Source organism: Nocardia sp. NPDC050697 (assembly GCF_040654395.1).
In the GTDB taxonomy this organism is placed as follows: Bacteria; Actinomycetota; Actinomycetes; order Mycobacteriales; family Mycobacteriaceae; genus Nocardia.
Map to the genome: position 1 here is coordinate 109,788 of NZ_JBFAHY010000008.1, position 25,295 is coordinate 135,082.

Below are 25,295 nucleotides of genomic sequence, written 5' to 3' on the forward strand. Positions count from 1 at the left end.
CCTTCAGAGCAGCGGCGTGCTCTGCTTGTCGCCCTCGGCCCGCACCGCCTCCTCGAACCCGGACTCGTGCTCCTCGCGGTAGAGCAGCCAGCAGCCGCGGATCCCGTCGAGCAGGTCTTCGAGCAGGTCGACGGCGGGGCGGGACGGGTCGAGGCGGCAGATCCGGAACTCGTCGGTGAGCGCGGTGAGCCCCTCCTCGTCGAGTTCGTCGCCGCGCATCCGCCGCTCGATCGCCTCCGCGGCCTCGACGATGCGGGCCGGGTTGCGCACCCGGCCCTCGGCGGCGGCGAGCGCGTCGGCGATCAGGTCGACCACCACCTCGGTGGGACTCTCGCCCGCGCAGAGCCGCTCCAGCACCAGCGTCGGCGTCTCCACCTGCAGCGCCTCCAGATTGTCGGCCTCGGCGACCACGTGCACCGGGTGCACACTCGCCGCCTCGGCGGTGACCTGCGCGGCCAGGTGCAGCCAGCGCGCCGCCGCCACCGCCGCTGCCGCCGGGTCGATATCGGTGAACAGGTCGATCGAGCCGAGCGGGTCGGCGTGCAGCAGCGCGTCCGCCGCGAACACCTGCACCGGCGAGATATCCGCCCTGGACAGCTCCACCGCCTGCCGCGCCCGCCCCGACAGATCCCCAAGCTCCGCCGCCTCGATCGCCGCCTGCTCGGTCCGCACCTCGGCCGCGAGCAGCTCGATCAGCTCCGCGTCCCCGATCAGATGCGCCACCCGCCCGATCCGATGCGCCGCCTCCTCCACCACGCTGTACGAGACCGCCATCAGCCCGTCGTCATCCGGCAGATTCGGCCCCCGCACGGCCCCCTCGACCTCCGCGAACCGATTCCGCTCCTCGGCCCGGTGCCACGCCACACTGTTCGGCACCTCGGAATCGCCCGCCGCCGACGCCGGGTGGGTATAGGTGCGCCACTGGTACTCGGACAGTTTGGTCAGCGCCGCCGCCAGGACCAGCGCCACCTCGGGCTCCACCGTTTTCGGCAGGGTGGCGATGGTCTCGGCGATGTCGCCCCTGCCGGTCCCCCAGGTCGCTACCAGTGTGCCCGACTTCGGCTCGTATGCGTACCGCGTCACGATGTCATTCTTACCCGTGCGGCGGGGGAAGGGCGAAGGCACGGCTCGGCGCATGTCTTCGCGCCGGTAGCCGGTGCATGGTCGCCAGCACCCCGCCCCGGCGGATGCCGGGTGAGGATGTGCCCGATCGGTGCCCGGCAGCCGACCGGATATCGAGAAAGGCCCCTCACCTGCGATCAGGTGAGGGGCCCTGCTGTGGAGCTGCCGGGAATCGAACCCGGGTCCTCCGTCGTGTCTTCAGGACTTCTCCGTGTGCAGTCCGCTGTATCTCTACTCGGATCTCCCGGTCACGCGGACCAGCCGGGATGACGATCCCAGTCGCTGTTTGCTCTCCCGTACGACTCCGCGACCGAGCCGGACGGTAAGCCCTCTAGCTGATGCCGGCACCGGAGCCGAGGGCATGCCCTGGGCCGACAGAGACGCTATCGCTTAGGCAGCGAGGGCGTACTCGCGCTGATGAGAATCGGCGCTTAATTGGTTGCAGCGACGCTTACGGTGGTCTCTTGCCTGCACCGACACGCTTCCCCTGAATCAACGTACGCAGTCGAAACCGTTCAGCCCCGTACGCGCCCGCGCTCTGCGGGCTAGTCATCTTAACACTTCACGCGGTCAGCGCATTCCCTTTATCCGGCGGCCGAGGATGCGGGTGACCTCGCGCTCGGCGTCGCGTTTGGCCAGGTCCTGGCGTTTGTCGTAGTCCTGCTTGCCGCGGGCCAGGGCCAGCTCGACCTTCACCTTGCCGTCGGAGAAGTACATGGAGAGCGGGACCAGGGTCTGGTTGCCCTCGCGGGACTTGCCGACGAGGCGCTCGATCTCCTTCTTGTGCAGCAGCAGCTTGCGCACGCGGCGCGGGGAGTGGTTGGTCCAGGTGCCGTGGCTGAACTCCGGGATGTGCAGCCCGCGCAGCCACACCTCGCCGTTGTCGACCGTGGCGAAGGCGTCGACCAGCGAGGCCTTGCCCTCGCGCAGGCTCTTGACCTCGGTGCCGACCAGCGCGATCCCGGCCTCGTAGACATCGAGGATCGAGTAGTTGTGCCGCGCCTTGCGGTTGGTCGCGATGACCTTGCGCCCCTGTTCCTTCATGACGTCAACCTTAAAGCCGCGGCGCAACGGTTTTGTTCCCGCCCGAGCTCAGCGCAGCATGATGTACAGGGTCAGCAGGGCCGCGAAGGCGAGCACGAGCAGCACGGTGGAGAGCCGCGGCCTGCCGACCCGGGGCGGCGGGGGGCGCCTGGTGCCGAGCCACACCGTCTCGACCGGGTCGTGCGTGCGCGGGGTGCGTGGCCCCGCGTCCTCGCCGCCGCCGGCGGCGCCGGCGATCTCCGGCGCGTCATCATCCGCCATGCGAGCACGGTAACCGGCGCGGGCCCGCCGCGCCGGGTGTTCGCGGCGTGTCAGGCCAGCGCACCGCGGAATTCGGACGATGCCGCGCCGGAGCCGGGATCCACTGTGACGACCTCCAATTCGATACCGCCGCGGCGGAACTCCGCGACCATGAAGCCGAGCTGGTGCCTGGTGTCGAAGCGGGCCGGGTGGGTGCCAGCCCCGCCGGTCGGCAGCCCGGTGGCGGTCTTGGCGGCGGCGCCGCTGACCAGCTGCGTGGTGCCGCGCGTCGCCGGGCTCGGTTCCAGCACCTGGAGGGTGTGGTCGTGGCCGGAGAAGAGCAGCTGACAGCGCCCGAGGACGTGCTCGTCCAGGAAGCGGCGCACGTGCACGCCGTTCACCGGCTCGACGGTGAGCCCCTCGTAGCGGCCCGCGTCGCCGTGCGGGCCATTGCTCCAGAACGGCTGGTGCGTGCAGGCCACCTTCCACTGCGCGGGTGACTCGGCGAGCGCGCGGTCCAGCCAGGCGGCCTGCTCGGTCATGAAGGTGCCGGTGCCGGACCAGTACGGGTCGAGCGGCGGCAGGTAGGCGGCGGCCGGGTTGATGTCGAGCACGAAGAACTCGACCACCGGGTTCTGCTCCGGCACCCGCACCGAGTAGTACCGGCTCGGCATCCACCAGCGCGCGGAGAGCGCGTGGTAGGCCACCTCGTCGTTGCCGCGCAGCAGCCAGCCGCCGTCGCCGGGCAGCGCCGAGCTGTTGTCGTGGTTGCCGAGCACCATGAGCCAGGGGAAGTCGAGGCCGTGGTTGGGGTGCTCGAACTTCTCGGCGAACTGCACGTCGCCGGGGCTGTCCGGGCCGTGCTCGTAGATATTGTCGCCGAGGCCGAGCGCGAGGCCGAAGGGCGCGCGGGCGTGCGCGGCGCGGGCCGCGTCGGCGACCGCCCACTGGGTGGCGGTGCCGGTGCCCGCGTCGCCGGTGACCAGCACGCGCACCGCGTCACCGGAGGGGAACGGGTACTTGGCCACCACGGGGGTGACCGCCTGCGCCGGGGTGAGCCCGAGCAGCGGCACCCCGGCCACGGTGATCGCGGCGCCCGCCAGGAAACCGCGTCTGTCCAGTGCCATCAACTCTCCTCGGCGAGCGCGGCGAGCAGCTGCTCGCCGTATTTGGCCAGCTTGTTGTCGCCGACGCCGCCGACGGCGCCGAGCTCGCTCAGGCTGCCCGGCTTGCGGGCGGCGATCTCGCGCAGCGTGGCGTCGTGGAAGACGACGTAGGCGGGGACACCCTGCTCCTTGGCGGTGCTCGCGCGCCACTGCCGCAGCCGCTCGAAGACCGGGACGTCGGCGGCGGGCAGGTCGGCGACCGCGGCCTTGGCGCCGCGGCTCGACCGCGAGGGCCGTGCCGCGCGCTCCGGCTCCCGGCGCATGGGCACCTGGCGGCCGTCGAAGAGCACCTCGTTCCCTGCGTCGGTGATCGAGAGCACCCCGTAGTCGCCGTGCACCGCGAGCAGCCCCTGGGCCAGCAGCTGCCGCACCACCCCGCGCCACTCGGTGTCGCGCAGGTCGGTGCCGATGCCGAAGACGCTCAGCTCGTGGTGGTCGTACTGCTGCACCTTGGCGTTCTGCTTGCCGAGCAGGATGTCGATGATGTGCCCGGCGCCATAGGACTGGCCGCGCTCGCGCTTCAGCCGCAGCACCGCGGAGAGCAGCTTCTGCGCGGCGACGGTGCCGTCCCAGGTCTCCGGCGGGGTGAGGCAGGTGTCGCAGTTGCCGCAGGGGTCGCCGGGCTGGCCGAAGTAGGCGAGCAGCCGGGTGCGGCGGCAGCTCACCGTCTCGCAGAGCGCGAGCATGGCGTCCAGGTGCAGCTGCAGCTGCCTGCGGTGCGCGGCGTCGCCCTCGGAGCTCTCGATCAGCTTGCGCTGCTGCACCACGTCGCTCAGGCCGTAGACCATCCAGGCGGTGGAGGGCAGCCCGTCGCGGCCGGCGCGGCCGGTCTCCTGGTAGTACCCCTCCACCGATTTGGGCAGGTCGAGGTGGGCGACGAAGCGCACATCGGGTTTGTCGATGCCCATGCCGAAGGCGATGGTGGCGACCACGATGAGCCCGTCCTCGCGCAGGAAGCGGGACTGGTTCTCGGCGCGGGTCCGGTTGTCCAGCCCGGCGTGGTAGGGCACCGCGGCGATGCCGTTCTGGTTCAGCATGGCGGCGGTCTTCTCCACCGAGTTGCGGGAGAGGCAGTAGACGATGCCCGCGTCGCCCGGGTGCTCGGCCTTGACGAAGTCGAGCAGCTGCTTGTCGGGGCGGTTCTTCGGCTCGATGCGGTACTGGATGTTCGGGCGGTCGAAGCCGGCGACGAAGCGCCGGGCGGTGCCGAGGTCGAGCCGCTGGACGATCTCCTCGCGGGTCTTCTCGGTGGCGGTGGCGGTGAGCGCGATCCGCGGGACCTCCGGCCAGCGCTGGTGCAGCACCGAGAGTTCCAGGTAGTCGGGGCGGAAGTCGTGGCCCCACTGGGAGACGCAGTGCGCCTCGTCGATGGCGAAGAGCGCGATCTTGCCGCGATCGAGCAGCCGGCCGGTGGACTCCAGCCGCAGCCGCTCCGGGGCCAGGTAGAGCAGGTCGAGCTCGCCGGCGACGTACCGGCGCTCGACCTCGCGGCGCTCGTCCATGTTCTGCGAGGAGTTCAGGAACCCGGCCTGCACGCCGAGCGCCGCCAGCGCGTCCACCTGGTTCTGCATGAGCGCGATGAGCGGCGAGATCACGACACCGGTACCGGGCCGCACCAGCGCGGGCACCTGGTAGCAGAGCGACTTGCCGCCGCCGGTCGGCATCAGGACGAGCGCGTCGCCGCCATCGACGAGGTGCGAGACGATGGCGTGCTGCTCGCCGCGGAAAGCGCTGTAGCCGAAGACGCGGCGTAGCACTTCGTGCGCGGCGTCATCGGTTCCGAGGTCGAGCTGGGCGGTCGCGGCGGGTGAATCCACGCGGCCATCCTACGAGTGCGCGGCGACCGCGCACAGCCGCGCAGGCCCGCCTGTGGATGAACCGCCGGCTGGGGACGGACCCCTCACTCCCGGACGTAGTAGCGCAGCGTCGCGTACGCCGTGGCGGCGGCGAAGACGATGCCGACCGGCGCGATCACCAGCGCCGTCGTCGCGATGTCCTCGCCGGTGATCCGCGGGAAGACCTTGCTGTCGAAGAGGTCGCCGAGCGCGCTGTCGATGACGAGGGGCCGCGCCACCGCCAGCCCGATCACCGCGAGCAGCGAGCCGGCCAGCGCGGCGACCACCGCCTCCAGCAGGAACGGCAGCTGGGTGTACCAGCGGGTGGCGCCGACCAGCCGCATGATGCCGACCTCGGTGCGCCGGGTGAAGGCCGCGATCTGCACCATATTGGCGATCAGCATGATCGCCGCGACGGCCTGCAGCACCGCGAGCCCGAAGGCGGCGTTGCGCAATCCGTCGAACAGGCTGACCAGCCGGTCAACGATGTCCTTGTCGTTGCGCACGGTGCCGACGCCGGGCCGCAGCGAGTACTCCTCCAGGATCAGCGGGTAGTTGGAGGCGTCGGTCATCTTCACCCGCAGTGAGGCGGGCAGCGGGGTCTCGCTCACGTACTGGGCCAGCTCGGGCTGGTCCTTGAAGGTCTTCTCCTTGGCCTCGCGCACCGCGTCGTCCCGGTTCAGGAACTGCACGGAGACCACGCCGGGGGTCGCCTTGAGGTCGGCCATCAGGTCGCCGCAGAGCGGCTGCGAGCAGTCCGGGTCGGTGGCCGAGATCTCCTCGGTGAGGTAGAGCCGCACCTCCAGCCGGTCCAGGAAGTACTGCTCGGTCTTGTCCGCGATGCGCACCGCGAGCAGCCCGCCGCCGAGCATGGTGAGCGAGACCGCCGTGGTCAGGATCATGGCGATGGTCATGGTGATGTTGCGGCGCAGCCCCTCGGAGACCTCGCCGAACAGGAAACTCAGCCGCATCAGTGACCAACTCCGTAGACGCCGATCGCATCGTCGCGGATCAGCCTGCCGCGATCGAGTTCGACCACGCGCCTGCGCATGGCGTCGACGATATTGTTGTCGTGCGTCGCCATCACCACGGTGGTGCCGATACGGTTGATCCGCTCCAGCAGGTACATGATGTCGGCGCTGGTGTCGGGGTCCAGGTTGCCGGTGGGCTCGTCGGCGAGCAGCACCAGCGGCCGGTTGACGAAGGCGCGCGCGATCGCGACGCGCTGCTGCTCACCGCCGGAGAGCTCGGAGGGCAGCCGGTCGGCCTTGCCGCCGAGCCCGACCATCTCCAGCACCTCGGGGACCGTGCGCTCGATGAACTCGCGCCGCTTGCCGATCACCTCCAGCGCGAAGGCGACATTCTGCTGCACCGTCTTCTGCTGCAGCAGCCGGAAGTCCTGGAACACGCAGCCGATGCGCTGCCGCAGCTTCGGCACCTTCCGGCCCGGTAACCGGTTCACCCGGAAATCGGCGACCCGGATCTCACCCTCGGTCGGCGTCTCCTCCTTGAGCAGCAGCCGCATGAAGGTCGACTTGCCGGAGCCGGAGGGGCCGATCACGAAGACGAACTCGCCCTTGCCGATCTCGACGGTGACGTTGTCCAGCGCGGGCCGCGTCGACGTCTTGTACGACTTGGTGACGTTGCGCATGGTGATCACGGGGAGCCAGTCTAGCCAGCGTGCCTGCCGGATCCGCGCACGCCGCTACGGCGCGGGGAGAGGGACACTGTCCACCACCGAGACCAGCGACGGCCACTGCGGGCCCGAGGTCGACGGCTCCGCGGGCTTGACGAACAGATACAGGACGAACGTGGCCACCCAGGCGGTGACCAGGATCGCCGTGGACTTACGTGGTCTCACTGATACCTTCCCGGCGCAGCGCCGCGGCGACCCGGACCCGCAGCTCGCGACCGACTTCGAATTGTTTGCCCGGCAGCGTGCGCGCCACCATGCGGATGTTCATCTGATCGACGGTGAGATCCTCGACGCCCATCACCGACGGCTCGTCGAGCAGCAGCGGCTGCAGCTTGCTGTCCTGGTAGGCCCGGGTGCCGACCTCGTGCAGGATCTCGTTGACGCGGGTGATGTCGGCGCTCGCCGAGACCGGGACGTCGATCGCGGCCCGCGCCCAGTCCTTGGACAGGTTGGTGACCTTCACGATCTGCCCGTTCGGCACCGTGATCACCTCGCCGTCGGCATTGCGCAGCGTGGTGATCCGGAGCGTGACGTCCTCGACCGTGCCCTCGGCCTGCTCGGCCGAGCCGGTCACCGAGATGCTCACCACATCGCCGAAGCCGTACTGCCGCTCGGTGATCAGGAAGAACCCCGCCAGCAGGTCCTGCACGATCCGCTGCGCGCCGAAGCCGAGCGCGGCGCCGAGCACCGCGGCGGGCGCGACCAGCCCGCTGACCGCGAAGCCGAGGCGGGCGAGCACCTCCATCCCGATCAGCACGTAGGCGACGGTGAGCACCACCCAGGTGACCACCTGGGCCAGCGCGTGCCGGTGCTTCGCCGCCTCGGACCGCACCAGTGCGTCACTGCTGCGGAACCCCGCGTCGATCTTGCGGGTCACCCGATCCCGGATGTAGGTGGCGAACCGGCTGAACAGGACCGCGCCGAGGAGCAGCAGCACGATCTCCAGCCCGCTGGAGCGTAGCCAGGCGGTGGTGTCCGCCGCGGGCGCCAGTGCCAGGGCCGTACCGAGCCCGTTCACCGCCACCACCTCCGAGATTCACCACTGTCCGGAACACGCACGCCGACCACATTACAACGATTCGGCCACGATCCAGACCTCAGCGCGGAAACCCCGAAAAAGGTTGAGCGGCAACCTACCCCGACTGCTGGGCGTCCGACATGCGCCAGCGGATGCCGGATTCGATGAAGGCGTCGATCTCGCCGTCCAGCACCGCGCTCGGGTTGTTCACCTCGTAGCTGGTGCGCAGGTCCTTGACCATCTGGTAGGGGTGCAGCACGTAGGAGCGCATCTGGTTGCCCCAGGAGGCGCCCTCGTTGGTCTTGAGCGCGTCCATCTCGGCGCGCTCCTCCTGCCGCTTGCGCTCCAGCAGCTTGGCCTGCAGCACGCGCATGGCCGAGATCTTGTTCTGCAGCTGCGACTTCTCGTTCTGGCAGGTCACCACGATGCCGGTCGGGATGTGGGTGAGCCGCACCGCCGAGTCGGTGGTGTTGACGCTCTGCCCGCCCGGGCCGGAGGAACGGTACACATCCACCCGGATATCGCCCTCGGGGATCTCGATGTGGTCGGTGGTCTCCACCACCGGCAGCACCTCGACCTCGGCGAACGACGTCTGCCTGCGGCCCTGGTTGTCGAACGGGCTGATCCGCACCAGCCGGTGCGTGCCCATCTCCACCGAGAGCGTGCCGTAGGCGTACGGCGTCTTCACCGCGAAGGTGGCGCTCTTGATCCCGGCCTCTTCGGCGTAGGAGGTGTCGTAGACCTCGACGCCGTACTTGTGCCGGTCGGCCCAGCGGATGTACATGCGCATGAGCATCTCGGCCCAGTCGGCGGCGTCCACGCCACCCGCGCCCGCGCGGATATTGACCAGCGCGTCGCGCTTGTCGTACTCGCCGGAGAGCAGCGTGCGCACCTCCATCGCCTCGATGTCGCCGTGCAGCGCGGTGCGCTCGGCGTCGGCGTCGGCGAGCGCCGCGGTGCGCGCCTCACCCTCCTCTTCCTCCGCCAGCTCGTAGAGGACCGGCAGATCCTCCAGCCGCTGCCGCAGCTCGGAGACGCGGCGCAGCTCGCTCTGCGCGTGCGACAGCTCGCTCGTCACCTGCTGGGCGTGGTCCTGGTCGTTCCACAGGTCCGGATCGGAGGCCTGGTGCTCGAGCTCGTCGATGCGGCGGCGCAGCTCCTCGACGTCGAGCACCGACTCCACCGTCTTGAGGGTGGTGTCGAGTTCGGTCAGCGCTGCGGAGACGTCGGGATGCACGAGGGTCAAGGTTACCGGGCGGCGGATCGCAGCCCGGCAGCGTGGTCCCGGTGTCGAGCGCAGAGCAGGATTCGCTCGGGGTTGCCGTTGACAGCCGCGGCGGTAATCGGTGACACTTGGCACAGCGCCACAGGTCTGCCCGCACCTCGAGATGCCGGCCCCCGATTCGCGCGAATCCCCTTCGCCCTGTACCGGCGGCCTTCCCGGCTCCCGGCGGATGACCTGTCGCTGCTGCTCCCGCCCGCCGAGGCAACCCCCGGCCGGTATTCCCCTCTCGGACGGACTCCACCCGTACCGCGATCCCCTCTCAGGGGCCGTTCCAATCGGAACGGCCCCTTTTCGTGTCAGCGAGGTATTGCTGTGGCCATCCAAGACCCCGATCCCGGTCGCCGTCTCGACGGAAAACGCGGAACCCACCACGCCTTCGATCCCTACCCGCTCATCGGCGTGGGGCCGGACGGCGCACCACTCCCCGGCGGCGGCCCGGCCCAGGGCGCAGCCAACCCCTACGACCCCACCGGCGTACTCGGAATCCCCGCCGACCCCCGCCCATCGGGCACTCCCGGCACCAGCAACACCACCACCCCCCGCCCCGAATCCACCACCACCTACCCGCGAACCGGCAACCCCGGCGCCACCGCCGAGGTCCCTCAGGACCTCGAATCGCTGCTGCTCCCCACAACCACCGACGGCCATCCGGGCACTCCGGCCACACCGCCCCCCGGCATCGACTTCGCAGGCCAGCTCCTGCTCGAATACGCACCGCCGGGAAGCCGATTCGAAGGACGAACCAGCCACAACGAGGACGGAACCTCGGTCACCGACTGGAACCTGATCGTCCCCGGCGAAGAACCCACCTACTGGTCCCGAACCCAGCACGTCCCCCTCGCCGACGGCAAGAGCATCGACCTCACCTACGGCCCCGACGGCACCCCCGTCCTCGGCGCACCGGGCCAGGGACAGCCCGCAGCCAAGGTCCGGCTCCCCGGCACCGACGGCGAGCTACCCCGCTGGGCAGTCCTCAACGACCGCGGCGAGTACCTGTTCACCATCGACGGGGCAGGCAACACCCACCAATCCGGCCCCGACGGGCAGATGCCGGGAATGGGAACGGGCACCACCATGGCAGGCGGCGCGGCGGCGGCGGGCGCCCTCGCTCTGACCGCAGGTGTCGAAGCCGCCGGAACCGGCGCCGCGGCCGGGGCACCGCTCGGCCCGGTCGGCGCGGTGGTCGGCGCCGGGCTCACCCTCGCCGTCGCGGCCGGACTGACCTACCTGATGTACGAGCAGGGCATGGTTCCCGGCACCGACGAATACAACAAACGCAACACGACCCCGATCGACCCCGGTTCCATCCCTGAGATCACCCCGCCACCACCGGCCACCTCGGCGTACCCCGGACAAGAACCGACGATCAGCGTTCAACCCGGACTCGGCGGTGCCAGCGCTTCCTCCACGCCTCGACCGACACCAACGGAGGACTCCGGCACGGTCTCCGAGCAAGTCCTCTTTCCCAGTGCGAAACCAGGCCAAAGAGGAGTCCCGCGCCCAGGCGCGTACTGGTTGGGTGGTTCGCTGGTATGGGATCACGGAAACACTGAGGGCGGACGACCCGGGAGATTTGCCGGGCAGGTCTTGGGCGACCTGCACCTGAAAGCATTGCTGTTCGAACTCGAGCATTGGAACCTGGTCGATATCGAAGAACAGTATCGAGGTCCGGTCACGGCAGCGATCGCGATGGTGGAAATCACCCGGCTCTACCGCGAAATGCAACTCGCCGCTATACGGGTGCTCGCCCCCGGCGCCGACATCAGCAACCTCACGTCGGTTGACAAGAGCAAGCGCGACGGCGAGTTGCTGTCCCTGCGAAGTCACGGGGTGGACGTCAGCACTATCCGGTACTTCCTGGGTGTTTGGTCGGATGGGAAGGTGCCGGAGGATAGAGCCAAGGAGCGGCTCGGCGAGCAAGGAGCTATCGCGGTATTGAGGTCCGATGGCTGGACAGTGAATCACCGGCCGCTGGGCTCCGGCAGTCACGACATAGTCGCCGTTCGTGACGGCGAGCTGATCGTCGTGGAAAGTAAGGGCGGTATCCCAGGGAAGAAGCCACAACCGGGCAAAGGTGCGTCGGTCCCCGATGGCCCCGACAGCTCCACCAACATCAACGCACATCAGATGACCGACCCCTACCTGTGGGCAAAACTGAAAGAAGACGCCGCAGCGAATCTTGAATTCAAACAGTGGCTGATCGACAACAATGTTTGGGATGCGGTCGAGAACGAAGACCCGACCAGGGTCGGCTATCGGCTCGGCAAGACCGATACCAACGGAAACGTTACTTTCTACGGCTCGACACAGGTACCCAGCACCGCCGGTGCACCTCCCTGCCTTCATCCCCGCACGACGGCACAAGCCGGAGAATCAATCCCTCACCATCACCATCACACCATCGCCCGCTCCGATCGATATAGTCAGCCGGGACGAGGCTCTCCGATGCCTGACCTACTCGTGAAGCCACCCCGGTCCGCGGCGGTGAGCGGCACGCAGGTCCCACTCCCCCCCCGTGTCGAGCAGAAAGGGTTCTCCATCGTGCAGGTCGACATGGATGGCGCCATACGAGCTATACAGGCAGCGCGGGAGTTCACATGGTCATGGACCGCCGGAGACCTGCCCGCTTTCGCCGCTCGGGCAGGATGGAGGACGGTCGATGTCGGCGAGAGATATCCGGGCCTCGTCACAGACCTCGAGGTGAATCGGCCGGACACCATGACATTCGTCGCCGAAGTGCCTTCGCCGTTCCCGCCGGGGCAATTGAATCAGATCACCTTCGATATCACCGATGTCGTTGTGGACCAGCCCGAGCTGGAGTCCGCTTTGCACGCGGTATTCGACGAGTTCGTGCAACGAGTATTCGAAACGGTGCGGCTCCGACCGACCGGTTGGTGGATCGAGCCCACCCGCGGTCTGCGCTGGACTCTTCCCGAACTCGTCCTCGAGGTAACGGTCAGTGAGCACCAAGTCTGCGTGAGCTTGAACAATCCCGCCTATCACCAGTGGGACGAGGAGATGGCGCGGAGTGCCGAAGAGGAGCGGCAGGAAGAGGAAGACGACTGAGCGGATCGCCGCCGGAGGACACAAGTACCATTTTCGCGTCGAGCCATACGCCGGCCGCGCACCGGCTGAATAGCACAGCCCGCAGATGGCGATCAGGGTGACGAGAGCGAGCAGTCCGCAGCCTCGCTCGGTGCGGCCCGGCGATCGGCGCGCCGACCACTCCGGACGAGGCCCTCCGCTGCCTGACGTACTCGTGACGCCGATCCCCCGTCCGCCGGTGTGAGACGGTTCATCTGCCCCTCGGCCCCGTCAAGCAGAGGGGCTGACCGCCGTGCGCGTCGATATCGATCGCGCCATCCGAGCTGTGCACGCAGCGCGCGAATTCGCTTGGTCATGGACCGTCGCTGACCTCCCTGCCTTCGCCAAGGCAGTGGGGTGGACGCTGGTCGACTTCGACAGGAAGTATCCGCGCTTCATCACAAATCTCGCAGTGAACGGGCCCCACACTCCGGTGAGTATCGCCGTGCCGCCCTCCCCGTTTCCGCCCGGCCAGCTGAACCGGACCGGCTTCAACGTCACCGATGTCGTGCTCGACGTTCCCGAAGTGAAGACCGCCGTCGACAAGGCGTTCGACGAACTCGTGCACCAGCTGTTCCAGACCGTACAGCTGCGCCCCACACACTCGTGGACGACGCCGACGCGCGGCCTGTACTGGGAATTTCCCCATCTTGTTCTCGAGGTGACGGCAAGTAGCCGGAAGGTCGGGGTGAGCCTGATCAATCCCGCCTACCTCCGGCGGAACGAGGAGATGGCGGAGATTGCCAGGCAAGAGGAAGAAGACGACTGGCCGTCTCGGCACCAGGTCAGTACGAGACCGCCCACAGCTCGCCCCGGTGTCGACCTGCGAGCTCGGCAAGGGCGGCTCGTGCACCTACCGGCGGACGACGCCACCGCCGCGGTCCGACGGGGACCGCCGGGACGGGGCCGGGCGCCATCATGACCAGCGGGGGTGCCGCTACCGCGGGTGCACTGGCGCTGACACCGTGCAGGCCCTCGCGCCCGGTGCGATCTGAGTAGGTTGACATCGGTCGACGAGAGCGTCAAAACACAGGAACTGGAACTCCTCCGTGACCGGGGGCTGGACCGCGACGCCGTGGAACTCGTAATCTCTCAATGGTGGGCCGCGAAAGGGCCGGAGGACCGGGCCAAGGAACTGCTCGGTGAGGCAGGCGCTATCGCCGTTCTGCGATCCGATGGGTGGACCGTGAATCAGCGCCCCAAGGGACCGTACAGTCACGACATCGTCGCGGTGCGGCGCCATGGTTCCCGACGGCCCTGACAGTCTCACAGCGATGCGCGCACAACAGATGACGGACCCCTATCTCTGGGCAAAACTGAAACAGGACGCCGCGAACGATCCCGAGTTCAAACAATGGCTGATCGACAACAACGCCTGGGATGCGGTCGAGAAGGAGGACTCGGCCCGCGTCGGCTACCGTCTCGCGAAAACGGACACCGACGGGAACATCGTCTTCTACGGTTCGACACAGGAACCCGCCAACGGCTGGGACGCCGACGATACGATCATCGGGAAGACAACCGGTAATGCACCGGATACACCGGAGGCCGAACGCAACCCCGGGCCTACCGTGTTCGGCATCGCCCAGCCGATCACCACCGGCGGCCCACTGGCCTGGGCGGAGGATCTGGCTCGGAATGGGATGAGCGCCCCACCGGCGCTCGCCTGGCTCGCCCCGCTACCGTTCCAGCCGCCTGCCAACCCTGCGGCACGACGACGTGGACGGGACAACCGGTCCTTGACCATCACCATCACGCCCAGAGCCGTCCCGATCGACGTCGTCTCGCAGGCCGAGGCTCTCCGATGCCTGACTTATCGTGACGCCGAAGCGATTCGACGGGTGTGGGAGAGTACAGCAGGCTCGCCGCCCGCCCCCTTTCGCCGGACCAGGAGGCTTCACCGTCGTGCACGTCGATATTGATCGCGCCGTACGCGCTGTCCGCGCGGCGCAAGAATTCGCCTGGTCATGGACCGTCGCGGACCTCCCTGTCTTCGCCGCGGCGGTGGGGTGGACGCTGGTCGACATCGGCAAGGAGTACCCGCGCCTCGTCACAGATCTGGCGGTGAACCGACCCGAAACCTCGGCGAACATCGCCGTGCCGCCCTCGCCGTTTCCGCCCGGCCAATTGAACCGGATCGGCTTCGACGTCACCGATGTCGTGCTCGATGATCCCGAGGTACAGCTCGCGGTGGACGAGGCATTCGACGAATTCGTGCACCAGCTGTTCGTGACCTTACGGCAGGGCCCCACAAGCTCGTGGGCAGCGCCGACGCGCGGGCTGCGCTGGGAATTTCCCCATCTCGTTCTGGAGGTGACGCCGGGTAGCCAGAAGGTGTGGGTGAGCCTGATCAATCCCGCCTATCACCATTGGTACGAGGAGATCACAGAGCTTGCCAGGCGAGAGGCCGAGGAAGAGGCGGACGACGACTGACCGCCTCGGCGCGAGGCGGATCGGCAAGCTGAGACGCGCCGAGGCGAGGTCAGTTCGAAATTGCGCGCAGCCCGCCACGGTGGCGGCCTGCGAGCTCGTTCAGGGCGGTGGAGGTAGCCTCGTCGGCCGGGAGGTGGACGTGCAGCTGCTGGTCGTCGTCGGCGGGGAGGTCGAGGGTTTCGTGGGTGAGTCGTAGTGACCCGGCCTCGGCGTTGCTCGATGCGGGTGGTGCCGGTGGCGGCGGGCAGGCTGGGGACGGTGGCGACGCGGCGGGTGAACTCCGTACCAGCGACGATCTCGAGTTCGTCGGCCAAAGCCGCTATCGCTGGGTCATTGCGGAAGGGGCCCTGTTTGAGCGCGGCTACCTGCTGGTCGGCGATGTGCTCCCAGTCGGGGTAGAAGGCGCGGGCTCGGGCGTCGCCGAAGATGAAGAGGGCGAGGTTGGCGGTGGACGGGGTGTCGAGCAGGCCCGTCGGAGCCATCAGGCGGCGGTAGCCGTCGGTGTGGGCGAGGACGTCGCCGAGACGGTTGACGACCGCGGCGGCGGCCGGTTCCAGGTGACCGAGGATGGCGCGGACCGAGGGGCGGACGGTGCGGGCGGGGATCGCGTCGCCCATGCAGGTGAAGCCGGGGTCGCTCGCCTTGGTGAGGCGGTGCAGGTGAATGCGTTCGCTGGGCGTCAGCTGGAGGACGCCCGCGATAGCGGCGAGCACCGAGGGAGATGGGCGCCGGTCACGGCCTTGTTCGAGCCGGACTATGTATTCGACGCTCACTCCGGCGAGGGTGGCGACTTCGGCCCGGCGCAGGCCGGGGGTGCGCCGGCGCGGGCCCGCGGGGAGCCCGACGCGGGCGGGGGTGACCGCCTCGCGGCGGCTGCGCAGGAAGAAGCCGAGCTCGTTCATCCTTCGACGGTACGGCGCGCGGAGCCCCGGAGGGTGGCCGTCTCACTACCACCCTCACCGCGGTCTCCCCCGGCCTGCCGGACCCGCCGAAGCTCGGAGGCGACCCGAACTTCCGAGGAGGAAAACCCATGAGCACCCTGCGTCTCGCCGTCGTCATCGGCAGTGTCCGCGACGGCCGCTTCGGCCCGACCGTCGCGCGCTGGTTCGCCGAGATCGCCGAGAAGGACGGCCGATTCACCGTCGACGTGATCGACCTCGCCGACCACGAACTCCCGGTCGGGCTCCCCGCCGTCTCACCGCGAATGGACCCGAACCCCGAACGCCCCGAGGGCATGCGCGGCCTCACCGCCGCCCTCGAACGAGCCGACGCCTTCGTGATCGTCACCCCGGACTACAACCGCAGCTATCCGGCCGCGCTCAAGGCCGCCATCGACTGGCACTTCACCCCGTGGGAGCACAAGGCCGTCGGCTTCGTCGGGTACAGCGGGGCATCGGGCGGCCTGCTCGCCATCGAGCACCTGCGGCAGGTCTTCACCGAGCTGAACGCGCACACCGTCCGCGACTATGTCTCGTTCCCCCGCTACTACCTGCTCTTCGACGAGAACGGCTCGCTGCGCGAGCCGGAAGAACCGGCCGCGGCGGCACGAGAACTGCTGGACCAGATGCACTGGTGGGCGACCGCGCTGGCAGCGGCTCGATAGGGTCGATGCCGTGGCTGCCTACACCGACGACCTCGAACTCGCCCTGACCCTGGCGGACGCCGCCGACACCATCACCGCGGCCCGCTTCGGCGCCCTCGATTTGCGGGTCGACGCCAAACCGGACCTCACCCCGGTCTCCGACGCCGATCTCGCGGTGGAGCGCGAGCTGCGCAGGCTGCTGGCCGAGCACCGGGCGGGCGACGCGGTGCTCGGTGAGGAGTTCGGCGGCGCGGCGGAGTTCAGCGGCAGGCAGTGGGTGATCGATCCGATCGACGGCACCAAGAACTTCGTGCGCGGCGTGCCGGTCTGGGCCACGCTGATCGCGCTGCTGGAGGACGGGGTGCCGGTCGTCGGCGCGGTGAGCGCGCCCGCGCTGGCCCGGCGGTGGTGGGCGGCGAAGGGCTCGGGCGCGTGGACGCGGTTCCATCCCGGCGCGCCGCAGCCGATCACGGTGTCGAAGGTGGCGGAGCTCGCGGACGCCAGCCTGGCCTTTTCCAGCCTCTCCGGCTGGCGCGAGCGCGGGCTGCGGGAGAACTTCCTCGCGCTCACCGACGATGTCTGGCGGGTCCGCGGGTACGGCGACTTCTTCGGGTACTGCCTGGTCGCGGAGGGTGCGGTGGACGTCGCAACCGAGCCGGAGGTCTCGCTGTGGGACCTCGCCCCGCTGGACATCCTGATCCGCGAGGCCGGCGGCCGCTTCACCGCGCTGAACGGCGACCCCGGCCCGCACGGCGGCGACGCCATAGCCAGCAACGGCCTGCTGCACGACACCGTGCTGACCAGGCTCACCTGACGCTCACCGTTTGATCGAAACGGACCCCTCGGCGCCTGCGATGGCGCGCTCCCGGCGGCCCGGCGGACACTGGCGCCCGGCCCCGGTCAAGCAGGCTCTCGACGCACTTCTTACTCTGGAGTAAGGTAGTCTTACTCAGGAGTAAGATAGCTGGGACCAGAACTCACCCCACGCTCGAGAAAAACAGGTGATGATGAGCACGCGAGACAGCGCGACGAAGCGACGTCCGGAGTCCGGCCGGAGCGAGGACTCCGCCGTCGGCCTGCACCAGCCCAAGCGGGACTGGATGGGCGCGGCCATGCGGGTGATGACCACCATCACCGGCTCGGAGCTCGCCGAGAAGTACAACCTGCGCAAGCCGATCGAGCGCGCCACCTACGAGGGCACCAGGACCGGGTTCCGCACGCTCGGCGCGGCGACCCGCGCCTTCTCCCGGGTGGCGGGCAACGGCGCGCCGAAGCGGCTGCCGGACAACGAGGCCAAGTCCAAGGGGTTCTTCGACCTGACCCCGTCCGACGACCAGAAGATGATCGTCGAGACGGTCAAGGAGTTCGCCGCCGAGATCCTGCGCCCGGCCGCGCACGACGCCGACCACGCCGCCGCCGCGCCCAAGGACCTGCTGGAGCGCGCCGCCGAGCTCGGCATCACGCTGATCAACGTGCCCGAGGAGCTGGAGGGCGCGGCGAGCGAGCGCGGCGCGGTCACCAACGCGCTGGTCGCGGAGGCGCTGGCGCACGGCGACATGGGGCTGGCGCTGCCGATCCTGGCGCCGAGCGGGGTCGCGGTCGCGCTCTCGCAGTGGGGCACCGACGCGCAGCAGAAGACCTACCTGCCCGCCTACACCGGCGAGAACGTGCCGCAATCGTCCGTGGTGATCTCCGAGCCGCGCGCGCTCTTCGACCCGTTCGCGCTGCAGACTAAGGCGGTCCGCTCGCCCAGCGGCTACCGGCTGACCGGCGTGAAGAGCCTGGTGCCCGCCGCCGCGCAGGCCGAGCTCTTCGTGATCGCCGCCGAGCTGGACGGGCGCCCGGCGCTCTTCCTGGTGGAGTCGGACAGCAAGGGGCTGGTCGTCGAGGCCGATCCCAGCATGGGGCTGCGCGCCGGCGGCCTCGGCAGGCTGATCCTGGACGACGTCGCGGTGAGCACCGAGGCGATCCTGGGCGACGGCGATGCCGCCACCCGCGCCGCGGAGTACGCCGACGCGGTGCGGCTGGCCCGGCTGGGCTGGGCCTCGCTGGCGGCGGGCACCGGCCGCGCCGTACTCGACTACGTGATTCCGTACGTGAACGAGCGCGAGGCGTTCGGCGAGCCGGTCTCGCACCGCCAGGCCGTCGCCTTCATGGTCGCCAATATCGCGATCGAGCTGGACGGGCTGCGGCTGGTCACGCTGCGCGGCGCCTCCCGCGCCGAGCAGGGGCTCTCCTTCGGCCGCGAGGCCGCGCTGGCCCGCAAGCTCGCCTCGGACAAGGGCATGCAGATCGGCCTGGACGGCGTGCAGCTGCTCGGCGGCCACGGCTTCACCAAGGAACACCCGGTCGAGCGCTGGTACCGCGACCTGCGGGCCATCGGCGTGGCCGAGGGCATCGTCCTCATCTGACTTTTTCTCCAGGAGACCTGAACAATGATCAACCTCGAACTGCCGAAGAAGCTGCGGGCGAGCGCAAACCAGGCGCACCAGGTGGCGGCGCAGATCTTCCGCCCGATCTCGCGCAAGTACGACCTCGCCGAGCACGAGTACCCGGTGGAGCTGGACACCATGGCCGCCATGGTGGAGGGGCTCAACGACTCCGGCACGCAGAAGATCGGCGGCGCCGCGGGCGGCCGCTCGGACGACGGCCACGCCACCGAGCTGCTCGGCAATACCAACGGCGGCAATATGTCCGCGCTGCTGAACGCGCTGGAGACCTCCTGGGGCGATGTCGGGCTCATGCTCTCGATCCCCTACCAGGGGCTCGGCAATGCCGCGATCGCCGCGGTCGCCACCGACGACCAGCTGGCCCGGTTCGGCAAGGTGTGGGCCTCGATGGCGATCACCGAGCCGTCCTTCGGCTCGGACTCGGCCGCGGTCACCACCACCGCCGTGCTCGACGGCGACGAGTGGGTGCTGAACGGCGAGAAGATCTTCGTCACCGCCGGTGAGCGCTCCACCCACATCGTGGTGTGGGCGACCGTGGACAAGTCGCTCGGCCGCGCGGCGATCAAGTCGTTCGTGGTGCCGCGGGACGCCCCCGGCCTCTCGGTGGCCCGGCTGGAGCACAAGCTCGGCATCAAGGCCTCGGACACCGCCGTGCTGCTGCTGCAGGACTGCCGGATTCCGGCGGACAATATCCTCGGCAGCCCGGAAGTGAACGTGGAGAAGGGGTTCGCGGGGGTCATGCAGACCTTCGACAACACCCGCCCGCTGGTCGCCGCCATGGCCATCGGTGTCGCCAGGGCCGCGCTCGAGGAGCTGCGCTCCATCCTCGCCGACGCCGGCGTCGAGATCGATTACGACGCCCCGGCCAACAACCAGCACGCCGCCGCCGCCGAGTTCCTGCGGATGGAGGCCGACTACGAGGCCGCCTACCTGCTCGCACTGCGCGCCGCCTGGATGGCCGACAACAAGAAGCCGAACTCGCTCGAGGCCTCGATGTCCAAGGCCAAGGCGGGGCGGACCGGTACCGACATCACGCTCAAGGCGGTCGAGCTGGCCGGGGCGATCGGCTACTCGGAGCGGCTGCTGCTGGAGAAGTGGGGCCGGGACAGCAAGATCCTGGACATCTTCGAGGGCACGCAGCAGATCCAGCAGCTGATCGTGGCGCGGCGGGTGCTCGGGCTCACCAGCACCCAGCTGAAGTAGTTCCTGACGAAACGGCCCGGACCAGTGACTGGTCCGGGCCGTTTCGCATTCGAGAGCCGGGACCCCCGATCCCGGCCGCCGCGCTCAGCGGGCGTTGCTGGTGCAGACCACCTCGACGATGTGCGCGCCGCTCAGCTGGGCGGAGCCGGTGTTGGCGAGCACCGCCGTCGGGGTGATCTGCGAGATCAGCTCGTAGGCGGAGCGCTCGGCCTCGGCGCGGTTCGGGCCGGAGCGGGCGGCGTAGCCGTCGTCGCTGGCGACCAGCGCGCCGCAGCCGTTGGCCCAGGCCACCAGGACCTCGCAGTCCGCTTCGCCGCACTGGTCCAGCGCGACGCCCTTGGCCTCGTCGTAGTTCGCCGTGTCCACGCTGACGCCGTAGTACAGCGTGCTGTTGCTCACCGCGATCGCCGCGTACTGGCCGGCGGCATGGGCCGAACCCGCGCCGAACACGCTCCCCACCGCAAGGGCGCCCGCCGCCACGGCGAAGCCGACCTTACCCATAACCCTCATCGATTCATCCCTCTTGTCGAAACCTGCTCCGGGTCCGGAACCTGGTCATCATTCCCGCCGGTGGGGAATTCGTCCAGACGGGACAAATCAGGTCGTCCGCGGACGTGGGAGCATGGGCGCATGATCCGGACGATCGTCGTGCTGCTCGCCGTGGTGGTGGGGGTTGCTGCGGCACCCGCGCAGGCCGCTCCGGAGGCGCGTGGTGCGTTGAGTTCGGTTGTGCGGCTGGGGGACGCGCTGCTGGTGGACTACGTGACGGCCGACGAGTCCGGCGGGCAGGTTCCCGCTCGGGGGCTGGTCTACCTGCCGCGCACGGCGCCGCCGCCGGGTGGGTGGCCGGTGGTGTCGTGGGGGTACGGCACCGCGGGGCTCGGCGACCAGTGCGCGGCGTCGGTGCGGCTGCGCGACGGGGTGGAGCCGACGCAGGCGGCGGCGATCTCGGCGCCCGCCATCGCGGCGCTGGTGGACAGCGGATATGCCGTGGCGGCAACGGATTACGCCGGGCTGGGGACGCCGGGGGCGCACCACTACCTGTCGGCGGTGGCCGAGGCGAACGCCATGATCGATATCGTGCGCGCGGCCAGGGCCGCGGACCCGCGGGTCGGGGCGGTGTGGGCGAGCGCGGGGCACTCGCAGGGCGGGCAGGCGGCGCTCATGGCGGGGTGGCTGGCCGATACCGCGGCGCCGGAGCTGGAGTTCCGCGGCACCGTGGCCTTCGCGCCGGAAACGAATGCGGAGTACGGGCTTTCGCTGCTGAGCCCGGCCTTCCCGCCGGGCGAGCTGCTCACCCCGCTGTCGTCGCTGCTCGTCTACCTGCTGCACGGTCTGCGCGCGGCGCGCCCCGAGCTCCCGGTGAACGACTACCTGAGCCCGCGGGGCCGGGCGGCGGTCGACTCGGCGGAGCAGCGCTGCGCGACCGAGCAGCGCGCGGCGCTCGACGGCACCCCGCCGCGGGCCCTGCTCGCCCGGCCGCTCACCGACCCGGCCTTCACCACGGCGCTGCACGCCTACCTGGGGCTGCCCGGCGCCGGGTGGACGCACCCGGTGCGGCTGCTGCACGGCACCGCGGATCAGGTGGTGCCGCTGCCGCTGAGCCTCGCCTTCGAGCGGGGGCTGCGGGCGTCGGGCGCCGATGTAAAACTGGACGTGCGACCGGGAATCGACCACTTCGGCATTATCGACGCCGGTTTGCCAGCACTGCTGGCAAACATTCAGACAGTGCTCGACTGAGCGAACCCTGCTCCCTACCTCACAACGTAGACCCCACTATTCCCTTATCGCGGGTGATGACGCACACTTCGAGGATGCAGGGGAACACCGTGAGCCACGGATTGCCGTGGCATCGGCGATCAGGGGGCAACCATTCGGCGGAGCCGGGGGAGCCGGTGTGCGACCGGCTGCCGCCCGGCTTCACGACCCCGCCGCCCGGCTTCCGGGCCCGCCCGGCCCGGGCAAGCGTGCTCACGGTGCCGCTCGCCATCATCGGGGGGATCCTGCTGCTCTGGGGCGGCGCCTTCACCGTCGCCAGGATCGCCACCGACCCGGCGCCGCTGCCCAGCGCCGAGGTGCGCGACGCGGCGCTGGCCTTCCGGGTCACCGAGATCGAGCCGCCGGTGAAGTCGATCGGCCCGGCCACCGCGACCGGCGAGTACCGCGTGCTCACCGTGCTGGTGCGGAACACCGACGACGAGCCGCGCTCCTGCGCGGGCTGCGATCAGACGCTCGTCGACGACCGGGGCCGGGAATACCCCGCCGCCGCGATCCCGGGTTCCGCGGTACCGCCCGGTGACACCGTTACGGTGAAGGTCGCCTTCGACGTCCCGGTCGGCACCGTTCCCGCGGTGCTGGAGGTGCACGGCTCGCAGTCGTCCGCCGGGGCGAAGGTGGATCTGCGCTAGACCAACCAGCGTTACCACGACTCTTCGAGGAGAACTGGGTATGCATCGAGTGGGTTCACTGCGTCGTCTCAGCCTCGCCGTCGCCGCCGTGGCGACCGGCGTTTTCACCCTCGCGGGCCCCGCCGCCCCCGAGCCGGCGCCGGCCCCCGCCATCGACCCGATCGCCGCCGCGCAGCAGCTGCGCACGGCGGCGGCGGGCAATCCGGACGCCGCGGCCGCGATCGAGCGGCTGCTCGCCGACCCCGCGGCGATCGCGCGGGCGACCGAGATCGCGCCGATGGCGCAGCCGTTCCAGGTGCCCGCGCAGTCCGATATCGGGCGCGGCGACGGCGGCAGCCTCTACGGCAACGGCATCGCCTTCGGGTACGACGGCTTCCGCTTCGGCTTCTTCGGCGGGCCGGGCACCATCGCGCCGAACCAGGGCGACGCCAGGCTCGAGGTGATCTGGCTCAACCTCGCCACCGGCCAGAGCGGCACCAACCAGCTGATCGAGCACCAGGACATCCCGGTGGACACCACCATCCGCACCGCCAAGCTGAGCACCGGCGCCGGCCCGGTGGTCGCCGCCATCTACGGCACGCTCTGGCACCGCTGGCCGGTGCCGGTCAGCGCCGAGCACCCGGACGGCTTCGCCTACCAGCGCGGCACCGTCACCATGCCGACCTTCGGAGCGGTGTACAACTGACCCGGCGTGGCCGCCGCCCGGCCCGGGGTGGCGGCCCCCACCTGGGGCTACGCGCGAGTAGGTACCAGCGGTCCGGTTTGTCGGCTTTCCCTGTGATCTGCCGCACTCACACTGCTACGGTATGCGTTCGTAGAAGTCCGGTGGGTTCGCGCTTCGGGCACGAGGGCGGATCCCGGTTGTGGAGGTGTTCGCCCATGAAGTTGGCCCATGCGCTCGAGGTCGTGAAGGCGCTGGGGGTGCTGCGGCAGAACGGGGTCAGCAATCCCAAGGCGCCGGTGGAGACGCTGCGCACCATGCGGGAGTCGCAGATCTACGGCCCGCAGGCGACCCTGGTCCGGCACTCCGCCCGGATCCTGCCGGAGCAGCCCGCGCTGGTCGACGAGCGCGGCGAGCTCTCCTACAGGGAGCTCGACGACCAGTCCACGGCGGTGGCGCGCGGCCTGCAGGCGGCGGGCATCACCCCGGGCACCGTGATCGCGGTGCTGGCCCGCGACCACCGCGGCCTGTTGCTCTCCATGATCGCGGCGGGCAAGCTCGGCGTCCGGATCGCGCTGATGAACACCGGTTTCGCCAAGCCGCAGTTCGCCGAGGTGTGCGAGCGCGAGAAGGTCAAGGCGGTGCTGCACGACAGCGAGTTCCTCGGCCTGCTCGACGCGCTGCCGCCGGAGCTGCCGCGCTACCTGACCTGGGTGGACGAGGGCACCGAGCTGCCCGCGGGCGCGCAGACCCTGGACGACCTGGTCGGCGCCAACTCCGCCGAGCCGCTGCCCGCGCCGCCGCGCCCCGGCGGCTTCATCATCCTGACCAGCGGCACCACCGGGCTGCCGAAGGGCGCGCCGCGCACCAAGGTCTCGCCGCTGGCCACCGCGCAGATCGTGGACCGGCTGCCGTTCGTGCAGCGCGGCACCATGGTGATCGTCTCGCCGATCTTCCACAGCACCGGGCTCGCCACCTGGCTGGTCGGCACCGCGCTCTCGAACACGATCGTGATGCGGCGCCGGTTCGACGCCGAGGCCACGCTGCAGATGATCGCCGACAACAAGGCGAACATGCTGGTCGCGGTGCCGACCATGCTGCACCGCATGGCCGAGCTGCCCGCCGAGGTGCGCGCCAGGTACGACCTCTCCTCGCTCACCGGCATCGTGCTGGCGGGCTCGGCGCTCTCGCCGGAGCTGTGCGTGAAGGCCACCGAGGCGTTCGGCCCGGTGCTCTACAACCTGTACGGCTCCACCGAGTGCGCGGTCGCCACCGTCGCGCAGCCGGACGAGCTGGCCATCGCGCCCGGCACCGTCGGCCGCCCGCCGATCACCTGCGAGGTGCGGCTCTACGACGAGGACGACAAGCAGGTGAGCGCGAAGAACACCACCGCGCGCATCTTCATCCGCAGCGGCGCGCCGTTCGAGGGCTACACCGACGGCAGGCACAAGCAGATCATCGACGGCTTCATGTCCAGCGGCGATGTCGGGCACTTCGACGAGCACGGCCTGCTCATGGTGGACGGCCGCGACGACGACATGATCGTCTCCGGCGGCGAGAACGTCTTCCCGCAGGAGGTGGAGAACCTGCTGCTGGAGCGGGCCGACATCTTCGACGTCGCGGTGGTCGGCGTGGACGACGTGGAGTTCGGCAAGCGGCTGCGCGCCTTCGTCGTCCCGGAGCCGGGGCAGAACCCGGACGCCGAGGAGATCAAGGCGTACGTCAAGAACAACCTCGCCAGGTACAAGGTGCCGCGCGAGGTGATCTTCCTGGACGACCTGCCGCGCAACCCCACCGGCAAGCTGCTGCGCCGCGTCCTGGTGGAGTACGAGGTCAACGCCTGAGCCTTTTCCGCCCGCCCGGCGCGTCCCACCGGACGCCCGGGCGGCTCCAGGTTCACTTCTTCCGCCGCGAGACCTTCGCCACCTGCGGCGACACCGAGTCTTCCGAAACGAGACGTGCGACACGGGTGATATCGACCGCTGCTATTGTCGCCGCATAGCACTGGATCTCGAAGCTGCGGTCCCCGCCACCCCTCGCTCGCCGGTGGCCGGGCCGCGCGGAAGGC

The 25,295-nt window shown here is 69.7% G+C and carries 24 protein-coding genes and 1 other RNA gene; 12 read left to right on the forward strand and 13 right to left on the reverse strand.

Going from position 1 to position 25,295, the window contains the following annotated elements:
* Positions 1-3: 3 nt before the first annotated feature.
* From AB0H71_RS25740 to prfB, 11 genes are all read right to left on the reverse strand, one after another.
* Positions 4-1,083 carry a hypothetical protein gene (locus AB0H71_RS25740; protein ID WP_357025880.1) on the reverse strand — a complete coding sequence of 360 codons (1,080 nt, stop codon included), beginning with the start codon at positions 1,081-1,083 and terminating at the stop codon, positions 4-6.
* 193 nt (positions 1,084-1,276) lie between these two features.
* Positions 1,277-1,645: a transfer-messenger RNA gene (gene ssrA / locus AB0H71_RS25745) on the reverse strand.
* 47 nt (positions 1,646-1,692) lie between these two features.
* Positions 1,693-2,166, reverse strand: a complete 474-nt coding sequence (smpB, locus tag AB0H71_RS25750; RefSeq protein ID WP_357025883.1) for an SsrA-binding protein SmpB — start codon at positions 2,164-2,166, stop codon at positions 1,693-1,695.
* A 48-nt stretch (positions 2,167-2,214) separates the two neighbouring features.
* Positions 2,215-2,427, reverse strand: a complete 213-nt coding sequence (locus tag AB0H71_RS25755) for a hypothetical protein (RefSeq protein WP_357025886.1) — start codon at positions 2,425-2,427, stop codon at positions 2,215-2,217.
* A 50-nt stretch (positions 2,428-2,477) separates the two neighbouring features.
* Positions 2,478-3,533: a metallophosphoesterase gene (locus tag AB0H71_RS25760; RefSeq protein WP_357025889.1), complete on the reverse strand. Its 1,056-nt coding sequence runs from the start codon at positions 3,531-3,533 to the stop codon at positions 2,478-2,480.
* Complete coding sequence (recQ, locus tag AB0H71_RS25765) at positions 3,533-5,389, reverse strand: DNA helicase RecQ (RefSeq protein WP_357025892.1); 1,857 nt, start codon at positions 5,387-5,389, stop codon at positions 3,533-3,535. The genes AB0H71_RS25760 and recQ overlap by 1 nt, the downstream gene beginning before the upstream one ends.
* A gap of 83 nt (positions 5,390-5,472) precedes the next feature.
* Complete coding sequence (gene ftsX, locus AB0H71_RS25770; protein WP_357025894.1) at positions 5,473-6,378, reverse strand: permease-like cell division protein FtsX; 906 nt, start codon at positions 6,376-6,378, stop codon at positions 5,473-5,475.
* Positions 6,378-7,067, reverse strand: coding sequence for a cell division ATP-binding protein FtsE (gene ftsE / locus AB0H71_RS25775; RefSeq protein WP_357025897.1), 690 nt, complete (start codon positions 7,065-7,067; stop codon positions 6,378-6,380). Before ftsE ends, ftsX begins: the two co-directional genes overlap by 1 nt.
* Before the next feature lie 45 nt (positions 7,068-7,112).
* Positions 7,113-7,268: a hypothetical protein gene (locus AB0H71_RS25780; RefSeq protein ID WP_357025900.1), complete on the reverse strand. Its 156-nt coding sequence runs from the start codon at positions 7,266-7,268 to the stop codon at positions 7,113-7,115.
* A complete protein-coding gene (locus AB0H71_RS25785; protein ID WP_357025903.1) occupies positions 7,255-8,121 on the reverse strand; it encodes a mechanosensitive ion channel family protein in 867 nt (288 codons plus the stop codon). Before AB0H71_RS25785 ends, AB0H71_RS25780 begins: the two co-directional genes overlap by 14 nt.
* A 115-nt stretch (positions 8,122-8,236) precedes the next feature.
* Positions 8,237-9,358 carry a peptide chain release factor 2 gene (prfB, locus tag AB0H71_RS25790; RefSeq protein WP_357025905.1) on the reverse strand — a complete coding sequence of 374 codons (1,122 nt, stop codon included), beginning with the start codon at positions 9,356-9,358 and terminating at the stop codon, positions 8,237-8,239.
* Between the two features lie 360 nt (positions 9,359-9,718).
* Here prfB and AB0H71_RS25795 point away from each other — a divergent pair, with 360 nt between their 5' ends.
* From AB0H71_RS25795 to AB0H71_RS25810, 4 genes are all read left to right on the forward strand, one after another.
* Complete coding sequence (locus tag AB0H71_RS25795) at positions 9,719-12,472, forward strand: DUF6301 family protein (RefSeq protein ID WP_357025907.1); 2,754 nt, start codon at positions 9,719-9,721, stop codon at positions 12,470-12,472.
* Positions 12,473-12,743: 271 nt separating this feature from the next.
* Positions 12,744-13,412, forward strand: coding sequence for a DUF6301 family protein (locus AB0H71_RS25800; RefSeq protein WP_357025909.1), 669 nt, complete (start codon positions 12,744-12,746; stop codon positions 13,410-13,412).
* A gap of 352 nt (positions 13,413-13,764) precedes the next feature.
* On the forward strand, positions 13,765-14,412 hold the full coding sequence (locus AB0H71_RS25805; RefSeq protein WP_357025911.1) for a hypothetical protein: 648 nt from the start codon (positions 13,765-13,767) through the stop codon (positions 14,410-14,412).
* Positions 14,396-14,923 carry a DUF6301 family protein gene (locus AB0H71_RS25810; protein ID WP_357025913.1) on the forward strand — a complete coding sequence of 176 codons (528 nt, stop codon included), beginning with the start codon at positions 14,396-14,398 and terminating at the stop codon, positions 14,921-14,923. The genes AB0H71_RS25805 and AB0H71_RS25810 overlap by 17 nt, the downstream gene beginning before the upstream one ends.
* On the opposite strand, the gene AB0H71_RS25815 is transcribed toward AB0H71_RS25810, so the two are convergent.
* A complete protein-coding gene (locus tag AB0H71_RS25815) occupies positions 14,854-15,825 on the reverse strand; it encodes a helix-turn-helix transcriptional regulator (RefSeq protein WP_357025915.1) in 972 nt (323 codons plus the stop codon). The genes AB0H71_RS25810 and AB0H71_RS25815 overlap by 70 nt on opposite strands.
* A gap of 128 nt (positions 15,826-15,953) precedes the next feature.
* On the opposite strand from AB0H71_RS25815, the gene AB0H71_RS25820 reads away from it, so the two are divergent.
* The 4 genes from AB0H71_RS25820 to AB0H71_RS25835 all read left to right on the forward strand — a co-directional run bounded on the left by AB0H71_RS25820 (position 15,954) and on the right by AB0H71_RS25835 (position 20,158).
* Positions 15,954-16,526 (forward strand): NAD(P)H-dependent oxidoreductase, encoded by a 573-nt coding sequence (locus AB0H71_RS25820; RefSeq protein WP_357025916.1) that lies wholly within the window; start codon positions 15,954-15,956, stop codon positions 16,524-16,526.
* 10 nt (positions 16,527-16,536) lie between these two features.
* Positions 16,537-17,319 carry a histidinol-phosphatase gene (gene hisN, locus AB0H71_RS25825; protein ID WP_357025918.1) on the forward strand — a complete coding sequence of 261 codons (783 nt, stop codon included), beginning with the start codon at positions 16,537-16,539 and terminating at the stop codon, positions 17,317-17,319.
* Positions 17,320-17,509: 190 nt separating this feature from the next.
* A complete protein-coding gene (locus tag AB0H71_RS25830; protein WP_357025920.1) occupies positions 17,510-18,916 on the forward strand; it encodes an acyl-CoA dehydrogenase family protein in 1,407 nt (468 codons plus the stop codon).
* Between the two features lie 24 nt (positions 18,917-18,940).
* Positions 18,941-20,158 (forward strand): acyl-CoA dehydrogenase family protein, encoded by a 1,218-nt coding sequence (locus tag AB0H71_RS25835; RefSeq protein WP_357025922.1) that lies wholly within the window; start codon positions 18,941-18,943, stop codon positions 20,156-20,158.
* Between the two features lie 84 nt (positions 20,159-20,242).
* On the opposite strand, the gene AB0H71_RS25840 is transcribed toward AB0H71_RS25835, so the two are convergent.
* On the reverse strand, positions 20,243-20,668 hold the full coding sequence (locus tag AB0H71_RS25840) for a DUF4189 domain-containing protein (RefSeq protein WP_357025924.1): 426 nt from the start codon (positions 20,666-20,668) through the stop codon (positions 20,243-20,245).
* 120 nt (positions 20,669-20,788) lie between these two features.
* Between AB0H71_RS25840 and AB0H71_RS25845 the strand changes: the two genes are divergently transcribed.
* The 4 genes from AB0H71_RS25845 (at position 20,789) to AB0H71_RS25860 (ending at position 25,071) form a co-directional block, all read left to right on the forward strand.
* Positions 20,789-21,898: a lipase family protein gene (locus tag AB0H71_RS25845; RefSeq protein ID WP_357025926.1), complete on the forward strand. Its 1,110-nt coding sequence runs from the start codon at positions 20,789-20,791 to the stop codon at positions 21,896-21,898.
* 74 nt (positions 21,899-21,972) lie between these two features.
* Positions 21,973-22,566 (forward strand): DUF4352 domain-containing protein, encoded by a 594-nt coding sequence (locus tag AB0H71_RS25850; RefSeq protein ID WP_357025928.1) that lies wholly within the window; start codon positions 21,973-21,975, stop codon positions 22,564-22,566.
* Positions 22,567-22,606: 40 nt separating this feature from the next.
* Entirely contained in the window at positions 22,607-23,251 is a 645-nt protein-coding gene (locus AB0H71_RS25855; RefSeq protein ID WP_357025930.1) for a hypothetical protein, read from the forward strand.
* Positions 23,252-23,445: 194 nt separating this feature from the next.
* Positions 23,446-25,071 (forward strand): acyl-CoA synthetase, encoded by a 1,626-nt coding sequence (locus tag AB0H71_RS25860; protein WP_357025932.1) that lies wholly within the window; start codon positions 23,446-23,448, stop codon positions 25,069-25,071.
* Positions 25,072-25,295: the final 224 nt, after the last annotated feature.

What these genes read in the sequence shown, in the direction of transcription:
- smpB (WP_357025883.1), bottom strand. Translation starts at nt 2,166, where the DNA reads ATGAAGGAACAGGGGCGCAAGGTCATCGCGACCAACCGCAAGGCGCGG.
- AB0H71_RS25755 (WP_357025886.1), bottom strand. Translation starts at nt 2,427, where the DNA reads ATGGCGGATGATGACGCGCCGGAGATCGCCGGCGCCGCCGGCGGCGGC.
- AB0H71_RS25760 (WP_357025889.1), bottom strand. Translation starts at nt 3,533, where the DNA reads ATGGCACTGGACAGACGCGGTTTCCTGGCGGGCGCCGCGATCACCGTG.
- ftsX (WP_357025894.1), bottom strand. Translation starts at nt 6,378, where the DNA reads ATGCGGCTGAGTTTCCTGTTCGGCGAGGTCTCCGAGGGGCTGCGCCGC.
- AB0H71_RS25805 (WP_357025911.1), top strand. Translation starts at nt 13,765, where the DNA reads ATGCGCGCACAACAGATGACGGACCCCTATCTCTGGGCAAAACTGAAA.
- AB0H71_RS25815 (WP_357025915.1), bottom strand. Translation starts at nt 15,825, where the DNA reads ATGAACGAGCTCGGCTTCTTCCTGCGCAGCCGCCGCGAGGCGGTCACC.
- AB0H71_RS25820 (WP_357025916.1), top strand. Translation starts at nt 15,954, where the DNA reads ATGAGCACCCTGCGTCTCGCCGTCGTCATCGGCAGTGTCCGCGACGGC.
- AB0H71_RS25830 (WP_357025920.1), top strand. Translation starts at nt 17,510, where the DNA reads ATGATGAGCACGCGAGACAGCGCGACGAAGCGACGTCCGGAGTCCGGC.
- AB0H71_RS25835 (WP_357025922.1), top strand. Translation starts at nt 18,941, where the DNA reads ATGATCAACCTCGAACTGCCGAAGAAGCTGCGGGCGAGCGCAAACCAG.
- AB0H71_RS25840 (WP_357025924.1), bottom strand. Translation starts at nt 20,668, where the DNA reads ATGAGGGTTATGGGTAAGGTCGGCTTCGCCGTGGCGGCGGGCGCCCTT.
- AB0H71_RS25845 (WP_357025926.1), top strand. Translation starts at nt 20,789, where the DNA reads ATGATCCGGACGATCGTCGTGCTGCTCGCCGTGGTGGTGGGGGTTGCT.
- AB0H71_RS25850 (WP_357025928.1), top strand. Translation starts at nt 21,973, where the DNA reads ATGCAGGGGAACACCGTGAGCCACGGATTGCCGTGGCATCGGCGATCA.
- AB0H71_RS25855 (WP_357025930.1), top strand. Translation starts at nt 22,607, where the DNA reads ATGCATCGAGTGGGTTCACTGCGTCGTCTCAGCCTCGCCGTCGCCGCC.
- AB0H71_RS25860 (WP_357025932.1), top strand. Translation starts at nt 23,446, where the DNA reads ATGAAGTTGGCCCATGCGCTCGAGGTCGTGAAGGCGCTGGGGGTGCTG.